We start from the raw sequence: 12,123 nt of genomic DNA, 5'->3' as shown, positions 1-12,123 counted from the left end.
GGGCCGTTGTTGATTACGAACATAAGGATTATGCCTTAATTAGGCACAAAATTCGACTTAAATTTCTAACAAGGAGGCTTCCTTATCCGCAAGCAAACCATCCACTTCACCCACGTATTTATCGGTTAACTTTTGAATGTCGTCATCCGAACGGCGTGCTTCGTCTTCGGTAATTTCTTTGTCTTTTAACAAGTCTTTAACACTCCCGTTGGCATCGCGTCGAATATTGCGAATAGCAACCTTGGCATTTTCAGCCTCAGAGCGCGCCAACTTCGCAAATTCTTTACGGCGCTCTTCCGTTAACATCGGCATGGGAATCCGCATCATATTGCCGGTAGTGACCGGATTAATACCTAGGTCAGACATCATGATCGCTTTTTCAATTTTTTGTAACATTGGCTGCTCCCAAGGTTGAACAGCCAAGGTCCGTGCGTCTTCCACATTAATATTGGCGACTTGGCTCACCGGCACTTCAGTGCCGTAGTAATCAACCTTAACCGTATCTAAAATACTCGGGTGGGCACGGCCAGTACGAATTTTGGCAAAGTTACCAACCAGTGTTTCAACACTTTTTTGCATGCGTACTTCGGCATCTTGACGAATTTCCGACAACATTTAAACCTCTCCTTTTGACACCAAGGTGCCTTCATCTTCACCTGCCACAATACGCTCTAACGCACCTGGCTTTAACATATCAAAAACACGAATGGGCATAGCATGCTCACGACAAAGCGCAAAGGCCGCCAAATCCATTACCGCAATATCTTGTTGAATAACCTGCTCATAAGTAAGTGTCTGCAAGCGTTCTGCATCGCTATACTTATTTGGATCCCGAGTATAAATACCGTCTACCTTGGTCGCTTTTAAAACAACATCGGCCTGTATCTCAATGCCACGTAATGCCGCCGCCGTATCGGTGGTAAAAAATGGATTACCAGACCCCCCAGCAAAAATCACCACATCGCCGGCAGCCAAGGCTTTTTTAGCCAGATCCGCATTAAAGGTTTCGGCAAGTGCCTCCATCGACCATGCACTCATTAGTCGTGCCTGCACACCGTGCGCTTGCAACACATCACGCAACGCTACGCCATTCATTAAGGTTGCTAGCATCCCCATTTGATCTGCCGTGCTGCGCGCAATTTTGGACGATTGCACTTGTGCGCCTCGAAACACATTACCGCCGCCAATGACCAGACCCACCTCGACGCCCTGAGCTCGAATCGCCTTGACTTGATCAGCCACCTGCTCAATCACCTGCATATCCCAACCAAAATCCTGACGACCCATCAGCACTTCGCCACTAAACTTCAATAAGATACGCTGGTAAGCAGACATACTTGATCCTTTTATCTTTAATTCTTAACCCGTTTCTAAATCACTACAGCTAAATGCACGACACTAACCGCGCCTATCATTTAGCTTTAACGACTTTACAAAGTTGATTACTAAAAATGCGCCAAGTACAGAGCAACAAAAGCTGTTGCAACGACTCAGCGCATTCAAACTAGAAAAAATTAACCCTGTACAGCTTTAGCAGCCAAGGCAACTTCTTCTGCAAAGTTAACTTCTTGCTTCTCAATACCCTCACCCACTTCTAAGCGAATAAAGCGAGTCACTGAGGCACTATTTTGCTTTAAAAGCGCTTCAATTGTTTGATCTGGGTCCTTAACAAACGGCTGACCCAACAATGTAACCTCTTGCAAGAACTTGCGGATACGACCATCAATCATTTTTTCAATGATTTCCATTGGCTTACCGCTTTCTTTTGCTTGATCGGTTAAGATTTCGCGCTCTTTTTGCACCACAGCCTGGTCAAGATCATCAGCAGAAATAGCTTGCGGCTTAGTAGCCGCAACATGCATAGCCACATCGCGAATCAAGGTTTCATTACCCTGATCCATTGCGACAACCACACCAATTTTCTCACCATGCTGGTAACTGCCAATTTCGCCCGAATCCGTTGCAACCAACTCAATTCGACGAACTTGCATGTTTTCACCAATCTTCGCAACCAACTGACGACGTGTTTCGTCAACTGTTTTACCTGAAGCCATGTTTAGATTGGCTAGCTCATCTGCCGATACAACCTGATTGGCCAACGCGATCGCCGCCACTTCATCAGCAAAACCTTTGAATTCATCACCTTTAGCAACAAAGTCAGTTTCGCAGTTAACTTCAACAATGGCTGCCGATTTTTTATCGTCAGCAATGGCAATCGCAATCACACCTTCTGCAGCAACACGACCGGCCTTTTTATCAGCACCCGCCATACCCTTAACGCGCAAAAACTCATTTGCTGCGTCCAAATCACCCTGCGTTTCATCTAGGGCTCTTTTACAATCCATCATACCGGCACCGGTACGCTCACGTAGTTCTTTAACTAAAGCGGCAGAAACAGCCATATCTCTTCCTTTTCGATTTGATTATTAAAATGGATTAAGCGGTCGCTTCCGCTTCTTCAGTCGCTTCTACAAATTCATCCGCTGCACCTGTAGTAATAGACGCTTTTGCTTCCAATACCGCGTCTGCCATTGACTCTAGGTACAATTTGATCGCACGGATCGCATCATCGTTACCTGGAATAATATAATCAACATTATCAGGATTGTTGTTAGTATCAACCACACCAATAACCGGAATACCTAGTTTCTTAGCTTCTAAAATAGCGATGTCTTCATTACCTGTGTCGATAACAAAAATGGCATCAGGCATAGCGCGCATGTCTTTGATACCGCCTAAAGACAACTCTAATTTTTCCATTTCACGGGTTAGGGTTAACACTTCACGCTTGGTAATTTTCTCAAACGTGCCATCTTGTGACATAGCTTCAAGTTCTTTCAGACGCTTGATTGACTGCTTGATGGTTTTAAAGTTAGTTAACATACCACCTAACCAACGGTGGTTAACATAAGGCATACCACAACGAGTCGCTTCTTGAGCAACGACTTCACGCGCAGCGCGCTTGGTGCCAACAAATAGGATTTTGCCTTTGTTTGCGACCACTGAACCTGCAAAGTTCAATGCATCGTTAAACATAGGTAAGGTTTTTTCTAGGTTAACAATATGAATTTTATTGCGCGCGCCAAAGATATACTGGCCCATTTTTGGGTTCCAGTAGCGAGTTTGGTGTCCAAAGTGACACCCAGCTTCTAACATTTGACGCATAGTAACTTTTGCCATGATTTTCTCCAATTTGGGGTTAGGCCTCCGTGCTTCCATCTTGCTCGAACTTCAATCAGCACATAACTGAATTTAAGCACCCCGAACAAGGTTACAAAACACGTGTGTTTTAAAATTAAGAATACGCTTACAAAGCGCGGCGCATTTATACCACAACCTCCCAATTTAGGCAAGGAATCTGCTAGACTTGGCGGATAAATTAATTCATGCCGTTGCATGCGTCATCGCACTGACACGGCACTCAGACTTAACATACAGACTTAAGGGACCAAGATAGGATATGTCGATCAAGTTAAAATCTGCCGAACAACAAGCCAAAATGCGCACAGCCGGACGCCTCGCCGCCGAAGTTTTAGAATATCTAACCCCGTTTGTAAAAGTGGGCGTGACCACAGAAGAACTTAACCAACTTGCCCATAACTATATGATTGATGTTCAAGACAGTGTACCTGCAACGCTCGGCTATCATGGTTACCCCAAATCCATTTGCACCTCTATAAATCATGTGGTTTGTCATGGCATTCCGAACGATAAAAAGCTTAAAAAAGGTGACATTATTAATATAGATGTCACCATCATCAAAGATGGCTTTCATGGCGACACCAGTAAAATGTTTGTTTTAGAAGGTGCCAAACCCTTTGCCCATCGCATCTGCCAAGTCGCTTACGAATGTTTGTGGAAAGGCATTGATCAGGTTAAACCCAATGCGTCACTTTATGATGTAGCGAAAGCCATAGAGGACCACGCCCACCGAGCCGACTGCTCGGTGGTAAAAGATTACTGCGGTCATGGCATTGGTGAAGACTTTCACGAATCCCCCCAAGTATTACACTATGCTGCAGAGGAACTTAAAGACATTATTTTAAAACCAGGCATGACCTTTACTATCGAACCGATGGTTAACCTTGGCAAGCATGAAGTCAAACTACTTGGTGACAACTGGACAGTCATCACCAAAGACCGCAAACTATCAGCACAATGGGAACATACACTGCTCGTCACACCCGAAGGTGTTGAAGTTTTAACTCTCCGCCAGCACGAGCAACGCCCCTCATTTAACTAAAAGGTTAATAAATGACATCGTCCAATCCACCTGTTAGTTTCATGCAAGCACTCAACGATCCACAGCATGCCGCTAAAGTGGGGCGCGACATGCTAAAACAGTTTAACGACACCCAGTTTGAACGTTTTGATCAAGGTCAACCCGTATCGGCACTCGTACTGGAACGGGCTACCTTTATTGATCAAATCCTCAAGAAAATATGGCACCATTATTTTAATGACGCGCCCTATGCCTTACTGGCTGTTGGCGGCTATGGCCGCGGTGAACTCCACCCCTATTCTGATGTCGATATTCTTATCCTCAGACCGCCGCTCGACGCTGACCCTGCACAGCTAGAACAGCAAAACGAACAACTCAGTGACTTTATCCGTTTTTTATGGGACCTCGGCCTTGAAGTTGGCCATGCTATTCGTACGCTCGAAGACTGCTACAACGAAGGCCTAAGCGATATTACCACGGCAACAAACCTGTTAGAAGCGCGCTGGATTACAGGGCATTACTCGCTTTTTGAACAACTACAAGACCTTTGGCATGATAAGCAGTTTTGGCCCAGTCAAACCTTTTATCAAGCCAAAATTGATGAACAAACTGCACGACACCGCCGATTTAACGACACGGTTTACCAACTTGAACCCAATCTAAAAGAAAGCCCGGGGGGGCTGCGCGACATACAAACCATTATTTGGGTCGCAAAACGCCATTACCATGCCTCTAGCCTGCATCAGTTGGTACAAAATGCGTTTATTACCCCCGAAGAATACCGCGAATTAGATGCCGCTTACAAGTTCCTAAATCGGGCTCGCTTTATCCTGCATCGACTGAAAAAACGACGCGAAGACCGACTGTTATTTGACAACCAACAACAAATAGCGCAGGTGCTCGGTTACGAAAACACCGACGAAAAGCTAGCTGTTGAACAATTTATGAATAGCTATTATCGCAATGTCCAAGTCGTGGTCAAACTCAATGAAATTCTACTCCAACACTTTTTAGAAGACATTTTTAATGACACCTATGCCCGTATTGTCGCCATCAATAGTCGCTTTCAATTACGCAACGGCTATTTAGATGTTTGTTACGATCAAGTATTTAATGAATTTCCCACCGCTCTGCTCGAAATCTTTATCATTCTAGAAGACAATCCCTCCATTCAAGGGATTCGAGCACGCACCATTCGACTATTACGCAACGCCCTCCATTTAATCGACCCATCCTTTCGCCAAGACCCGATAAATAAAGCGCTATTTATGGCGATTTTTAGACAACCCAAGGGAGTCAATGCGGCGTTAAAACGCATGCACAGTTACGGCTTATTGGCAGCCTACATCCCAGCTTTTCAAAAGATTAGCGGCCTGATGCAATTTAATATTTTTCACGCCTATACGGTGGACGAGCACACACTATTGGTGATCCGCAACTTACGTCGTTTTTTTATAAAAGACTATGCCTACGAATTTCCAACCGCCCACCAAGTTGCCAACAATATTGCCAAACCGGAAGTGCTCTTTTTAGCGGCACTCTTTCACGATATTGCCAAAGGCCGCAAAGGTGCCCATGAAATCTTGGGGGAAGTCGATGCACGCGAATTCGCTGTAGCACATAATCTACCCGAACGCGACACGGAGCTTATTGCTTGGTTAGTTCGCTACCATCTAGAATTTTCAACTATTGCGCAACGAAAAGACCTAACCGACCCCGAAGTCATTGAAGGATTCCGTCAGTTTGTTGGCACACAAGAACGTCTCGATTATCTATATCTACTCACCCTTGCTGATGTGCGTTCAACATCGAAAGAAGTCTGGAATGACTGGAAAAACGTGCTGTTTTTGGAACTCTACAACGAAACCGCCACAGCCCTTGATAAGGCCGAAGAAATTCCGCGTGATAAGGCCAAAAAAGCACTGATTCATCAAGAGCGCGCTAGGGAAATGCTGCACAAACAAGGCTTAAAACCACAAGATTACCAAGGCTTGTGGCAAGCACTTAAAGACACGGCCTTTTTTAATCGCCACTCGCCAAAAGACCTCACCCGACTCACCAGTTTACTTGCTGTTCAAATTGACCAAGCAACCATTATTGCTATTAATGGCACCAGTCATCGCGGTGCATCCGAATTAATACTCTTAGCTAAAAATCGAGACTTTATGTTTGCCCAAATCACCCAAGTATTTGAAAGCTTGGGTTTAACGGTTGTTGAAGCAAAAGTCTATACTAGTAACGACAACCGCACCCTTGTACTGTTTTATTTTTTAGACCGCCACAATCAACCTGTTCAATCTGAAGAAGACCTAGCCCGCATTCGTTACAGCCTAGAAGAACAATTGGCAACAGAAGGCGGCTTATCACCGGTTGTCAACCACAGTCACTCGCGGCGCATAAAATACTTTAGCACCCCCACCGAGATTCACTTTAAAGCCCTGTCCACACAGCTGACCGAACTCACCGTGATTACTAAGGACATACCAGGCCTGCTATCGAAAGTGGGACGAGCCCTGCGAGATGGCAAAATACGTCTGCACGACGCAAAAATTGTCACTATCGGAGAAAAAGCCGAAGATATTTTCCTAGTCAGTGATATTAACAACCAAGCCTTGGGGGCAGCACAGCAAAATGCCTTCACTGAACGGTTAATGGAATATCTAGGATAATAAATCGCGCGTAGGGCGAAATGAGAAATACAGAAAGGCTAAAACAAAATTGGTCGGGACAGTAGGATTTGAACCTACGACCCCCGCCACCCCATGACGGTGCTCTACCAGGCTGAGCCATGCCCCGAACGTGCGTGAATTATAACGACTTTAACCTGAATAGCAAGCCTGAGGTGATCGTTTTTACAATTTTGGTGCATCATAATCCTGCGGCTCATCAGAATAAACACACACATTCCAGTCCGCCGCTAAGCCATCCTCCGCCAAACAGTATGTAGCAAAAAAATCCTGAATCTCATTACGCTGGCAATGGGCTTCAAAACATGCCATATCAGACCAAATCTCATTAAACACAATCGGAAAACTTTTGCCCTCAGCAAACGGACTCGTAATTTGACGCGTGACTCGATATTGAATACAACCCTCTTCACGTAGCGTATTCGGTTCAAGCTGTTGCAACACACGAAACAACGCCGCCTCTTTACCGGGCTTAGGTAAAAACTGCGCAATACAATAAACTCGTTTAGACATTTGCTCTCCTGTTAATTTGTTAATTTTTAATTTTTGCTAGTGTCCAAGGCGTTCGCGTTGATAACTACCATCTTGGACACGCTGGCACCAGGCCTGGTTATCAAGATACCATTGCACGGTTTTGCGAATGCCTGATTCGAAAGTTTCTTGCGGTGTCCAGCCGAGTTCACGCTGGATTTTACTGGCGTCGATGGCATAACGCATATCGTGGCCAGGTCTATCGGTAACGTATTTTATCAAAGCTGCGTAGCTGTCAGCATTGCCCGGCTGGCACGAATAACTGTCAATATTGGGATTATTTTCGCTGGGATACAATTCTTCTAGCACCGCGCAAATGGTTTTAACCACTTCGATATTTTGTTTTTCATTATGGCCACCGATGTTATAGGTTTCGCCTATTTTACCTTGGGTAGCAACGAGGACTAGAGCACGGGCATGGTCTTCGACATACAGCCAATCACGAATTTGATTACCTTTGCCATATACGGGCAGGGGTTTGCCTTCAAGGGCATTCAAAATGATCAACGGAATCAGTTTTTCTGGGAAATGATAAGAGCCATAGTTGTTAGAGCAATTGGTCACCAGAGTTGGCAAATTGTAGGTTCTAAGCCAAGCGCGCACCAAATGATCCGAGGCGGCTTTGCTGGCACTGTAGGGCGAGCTGGGCGCGTAGGCGGTGGTTTCCTGGAACAACGGCAGTGGTTGTTCTTCAGAGGTTGCTTCGCTGCGCTCGCAATGACCTCCGCTTTCTGTCGCGAGCACAGCGTGGCGATCTAACTCGTCAGGGTGGGGTAAATCGCCATAAACTTCATCCGTCGAAATATGATGAAAACGGAAATGGGCTTTTTTATCACCTTGCAGGCCTGCCCAATAAGCCCTAGCCTGCTCCAACAAGGTATAAGTACCAACAATATTGGTTTGAATAAACGCGCCCGGCCCATCAATAGAACGGTCAACGTGCGACTCCGCCGCCATGTGCATCACAATATCAGGTTGGTGTTGGCTGAATACGCGCTTAAGTTCTGCGGCATCGCAAATATCCACCTGTTCAAAGGCGTAACGCTCATGATCACTAACGCTTTGCAGTGATTCGAGGTTGCCAGCATAAGTCAATTTATCAACATTTACCACAGAATGATCGGTGTCATTAATAATATGACGCACCCCCGCACTACCAATAAAGCCGGCACCGCCAGTAACCAAGATTTTGATACTCATATTCTTGCTCTCATGTTCAAATAGCCCATTAAGACTATACAGAAATCAATTTTTCTATCTCAGCAACCTTATGCCAAACGAGAGCTTGGTCACCCTTGCTTTCCACATTCAAACGCAGTAAGGGTTCAGTATTCGAAGCCCGAATATTCAAACGCCAATGACCAAAATCCAATCCCAAGCCATCGGTATCATCTTGTACCGGATTCAAGGCGGCAAAATGCGCCTGAACGCGGGCTAACACCGCTGCCACATCAGCCACTTTGTAATTCAATTCGCCACTACAGGGATAGGCCGCGACCCGTTCAGCCACTAACGCGCTGAGGGGTTGGCCGGATACCGACATCAACTGGGTAATCAATAGCCACGGAATCATCCCCGAATCGCAGTAGAAAAAATCCTTAAAGTAATGATGCGCGGACATCTCGCCGCCATACAAGGCATCTTCCAACCGCATCCGCTCTTTAATAAAAGCATGGCCGGTTTTAGATTGAATCGGCACGCCACCGGCATCCGTTACCTGCTCAATGGTGTTCCAGGTTAAACGCGGATCATAAATAATCTTGGCACCGGGCTGTTTGGCCAATAACGTTTTAGCTAACAGGCCGACCAGATAATAGCCCTCAACAAACTCACCGGTTTCATCAAACAAAAAACAGCGATCAAAATCCCCATCCCACGCAATGCCAAGATCGGCGTTATGCTCACGCACTGCGGTTGCCGTCATCTCACGCATAGTAGGTAGCAAAGGATTCGGCACGCCGTTAGGGAAGTTGCCATCCGGGGTGTCATTCACAAACACACACTCAAACGGCAACTGCGCGGCAATATCTCGGATGACCGCCCCTGCGGCACCATTACCACAATCCATCACCACTTTGAGCGGCTTTAAACTGGTCAAGTCAACATAACTAATTAAATGATTAATATAGCGCGCTTTACTGAAATAAGGTGTCACCAGGCCTGGTTGTTCGGCCGCGTCGCCCAAATCATCGGCCAAAATCCGCGCGGCAAAGCGTGCCAAGCCCGAATCGCGCGAAATCGGTTGCGCGTCCTTGGCTACCAACTTCATACCATTATAACCCTTAGGGTTATGGCTGGCGGTGACCATAATGCCACCATCGGCATTAAAATCCACGGTATTAAAATAGACTTCCTCGGTGCCACACAAACCCAGCGACAACACTTCTGCGCCAGCCTCCGTTAAGCCACGCGTTAACGCTGCCGCTAAACCTTCACTTTCCAAACGAATGTCATAACCCAGCACCACGCGCTTGGCCTGCAATTCATCAGCAAATACTCGACCCAACTTATAAGCCATGTCTTCATTTAAATCCTCAGGCACTTTGCCTCGAATATCATAAGCCTTAAATGCACATAAATTCTTCATTACAACTCTCTAAACTAGACTAGTGATTTCAAGTATAAAGACAATTCGCAAGATATGAAACAAGCTAAATGGATTAGCCAAGTTTAACAAAATTAAACAAAAAAACCGGCACCTTTAAAGGATGCCGGTTTTTTAAGATTGGTAGCGGGGGCAGGATTTGAACCTACGACCTTTGGGTTATGAGCCCAACGAGCTACCAGACTGCTCCACCCCGCGTTAATTGATGTGCGTATTATAGGGGATGAAGCAGAGATTGCAACCCCTATAATGAATTTAATTTATGATTGGCTTTCTGCCTGCTTGCGAGCTGCTTTTTGGTGTTTATCTAGGTACATCTTAAAATTGAAACGATAGATAAATCCTGGGAAGGCAAAAATCATAAACAAAAATAGGTTTACGACATAAAACTCCCATTCTTGTGGTGCAATATTGCCCATCGCTGCATATTCAATCATATAGGCGAAGCCACCCATTACTAAAAACAATACAAACCACTCAGCAATGTAGACTGGAATTGTTTTTTCGTTTTTTAACGGTATAGCTAAAAATAGTCGCTGAGTAAACAGGAACGGCAGATTAGCCATCACGATTGCTAAAACTAATAATATCCATACTGATTGTTCTAAGCTCATCTAATGGTTCCCTTTTATTTAACCCAAAACGCTATTGTAGGCGACACCCATTAACAATGCAGGCATTAAACCTAACAATAAAAGTGAAACCGAATAGGCACTGACACCAATAGCCACATCCTTAGCGGCTACAGGAAGCAATGACTTATCTTCGTTACTGTCAAAGTACATCGCTTTAATCACCTTCAAGTAATAGAAGGCGCCGATAACGGCAGTCACTACACCTATAAGAGCTAACCACAAGAAGCCTGCTGAGATCACTTCTTCTAACACAACAAGTTTAGCATAGAACCCAATAAACGGTGGGATACCAGCCATAGAGAACAAGACTATCAACATCATAGCGGCTAACCAAGGATTGCGCTGATTTAAACCTTTAAAGTCGGCAATCTCTTCAAATTGGTTGCCGGTGCGCGCAAGGGCTATTATTAGGCCAAAGGCCGCCACACTACTAATTGCGTAAACCAATACATAGAACATAGCCGCTGAATAGCCTTCTGGGGTCGCTGCAATAAAGCCCATTAATAGAAAACCAATATGCGTAATACCAGAGTAGGCTAGCAGACGCTTGAAATTAGTTTGCATAAGCGCAATCAACGTACCAATGACCATCGAAAGCACCGACATGATGATTAACAGTTGTTGCCAATCGACTACCAAGCCTGGTAAACCATCTACCAGCAAGCGATACACAATGGCAAATGCGGCAATTTTTGGTGCCGAGGCAATAAATAGCGTCACCGCGGTGGGTGAGCCTTGATACACATCGGGTACCCACATGTGGAAAGGAACCGCGCCTAACTTAAAGCCTAAACCTATCACAATAAACACGACACCAAAGGCTAATACGGTTGCATTTACGTCTCCCGATGCAATTACTTCTTTAACGTCTGGAATCGTTAGCGTGCCAGTGGCACCATAAATCATTGATAGACCGTATAGTAATAAGCCGGTTGCCATTGCACCTAATACAAAATACTTGAGGGCGGCTTCAGTGGCTGCTGAAGAATCACGCTGCATAGCAATCATTGCATACATGGCTAATGACATGATTTCTAGGCCTACAAATAAGGTAATAAAGTTGTAGGATGAAACCATGACAAACATACCTAGTATGGCAAATAAACCTAGCGTGAAGAATTCACCTTTATAGAAGTTATTAAGACGCATGTAATCGCGTGAGAATAAAAACACGCCAAGCGAAACAATCACGATAAATAGCTTGAGTACATCACCAAAGGCATCACGAATAAAGCTGTCATGGAAGGTAACCTGCGTTTCGGTTGTGAAACTGAACAGAATCAGGATGCCGACAATAACCAAAGCAATCTGGGATGCCCAATAGGTTGCATTAGGGTGTTTTTTTGACCAAAAGGTATCGGCGATCAAAATAAACGAGGCTAATGCCAGAAGCACCATTTCAGGGATGGCGGGACTAAATGCTGGAATTTCAAAATGCATAGT

At 45.2% G+C, this 12,123-nt stretch carries 11 protein-coding genes and 2 tRNA genes; 2 read left to right on the top strand and 11 right to left on the bottom strand.

Annotation, left to right across the window (positions count from 1 at the left end; translation table 11 throughout):
• Window positions 1-57: 57 nt before the first annotated feature.
• The 4 genes from frr to rpsB form a co-directional block, all read right to left on the bottom strand.
• Window positions 58-615, bottom strand: coding sequence for a ribosome recycling factor (frr, locus tag BM293_RS00320; RefSeq protein ID WP_093445988.1), 558 nt, complete (start codon window positions 613-615; stop codon window positions 58-60).
• Window positions 616-1,335 (bottom strand): UMP kinase, encoded by a 720-nt coding sequence (gene pyrH, locus BM293_RS00315; RefSeq protein ID WP_093445986.1) that lies wholly within the window; start codon window positions 1,333-1,335, stop codon window positions 616-618.
• 179 nt (window positions 1,336-1,514) lie between these two features.
• Window positions 1,515-2,402: a translation elongation factor Ts gene (gene tsf / locus BM293_RS00310; RefSeq protein ID WP_093445985.1), complete on the bottom strand. Its 888-nt coding sequence runs from the start codon at window positions 2,400-2,402 to the stop codon at window positions 1,515-1,517.
• Between the two features lie 34 nt (window positions 2,403-2,436).
• Window positions 2,437-3,180 carry a 30S ribosomal protein S2 gene (rpsB, locus tag BM293_RS00305; RefSeq protein ID WP_093445983.1) on the bottom strand — a complete coding sequence of 248 codons (744 nt, stop codon included), beginning with the start codon at window positions 3,178-3,180 and terminating at the stop codon, window positions 2,437-2,439.
• A gap of 280 nt (window positions 3,181-3,460) precedes the next feature.
• On the opposite strand from rpsB, the gene map reads away from it, so the two are divergent.
• Together map and glnD are read left to right on the top strand one after the other, a co-directional pair.
• On the top strand, window positions 3,461-4,243 hold the full coding sequence (map, locus tag BM293_RS00300; protein ID WP_093445981.1) for a type I methionyl aminopeptidase: 783 nt from the start codon (window positions 3,461-3,463) through the stop codon (window positions 4,241-4,243).
• Between the two features lie 11 nt (window positions 4,244-4,254).
• Window positions 4,255-6,891: a [protein-PII] uridylyltransferase gene (gene glnD, locus BM293_RS00295; protein ID WP_093445980.1), complete on the top strand. Its 2,637-nt coding sequence runs from the start codon at window positions 4,255-4,257 to the stop codon at window positions 6,889-6,891.
• Window positions 6,892-6,941: 50 nt separating this feature from the next.
• Here the strand turns inward: glnD and BM293_RS00290 are convergent.
• The 7 genes from BM293_RS00290 to nuoN form a co-directional block, all read right to left on the bottom strand.
• Window positions 6,942-7,018, bottom strand: a tRNA-Pro gene (locus BM293_RS00290).
• A 56-nt stretch (window positions 7,019-7,074) separates the two neighbouring features.
• Window positions 7,075-7,422: a putative quinol monooxygenase gene (locus tag BM293_RS00285; protein ID WP_093445978.1), complete on the bottom strand. Its 348-nt coding sequence runs from the start codon at window positions 7,420-7,422 to the stop codon at window positions 7,075-7,077.
• Between the two features lie 36 nt (window positions 7,423-7,458).
• On the bottom strand, window positions 7,459-8,640 hold the full coding sequence (locus tag BM293_RS00280; RefSeq protein ID WP_093445977.1) for a dTDP-glucose 4,6-dehydratase: 1,182 nt from the start codon (window positions 8,638-8,640) through the stop codon (window positions 7,459-7,461).
• 34 nt (window positions 8,641-8,674) lie between these two features.
• Window positions 8,675-10,027 carry a phosphohexomutase domain-containing protein gene (locus BM293_RS00275; protein WP_093445975.1) on the bottom strand — a complete coding sequence of 451 codons (1,353 nt, stop codon included), beginning with the start codon at window positions 10,025-10,027 and terminating at the stop codon, window positions 8,675-8,677.
• 139 nt (window positions 10,028-10,166) lie between these two features.
• Window positions 10,167-10,243 (bottom strand) — tRNA-Met (locus tag BM293_RS00270).
• Between the two features lie 62 nt (window positions 10,244-10,305).
• Window positions 10,306-10,659, bottom strand: coding sequence for a DUF2818 family protein (locus tag BM293_RS00265; RefSeq protein ID WP_093445974.1), 354 nt, complete (start codon window positions 10,657-10,659; stop codon window positions 10,306-10,308).
• Window positions 10,660-10,677: 18 nt separating this feature from the next.
• On the bottom strand, window positions 10,678-12,120 hold the full coding sequence (nuoN, locus tag BM293_RS00260) for an NADH-quinone oxidoreductase subunit NuoN (protein ID WP_093445972.1): 1,443 nt from the start codon (window positions 12,118-12,120) through the stop codon (window positions 10,678-10,680).
• Between the last annotated feature and the right edge of the window lie 3 nt (window positions 12,121-12,123).

This window comes from Thiomicrospira sp. ALE5 (genome assembly GCF_900112445.1).
Lineage (GTDB): Bacteria > Pseudomonadota > Gammaproteobacteria > Thiomicrospirales > Thiomicrospiraceae > Thiomicrospira.
Note: the sequence above shows the minus strand (reverse complement) of the source record. Positions and strands in the feature narration are given on the sequence as shown.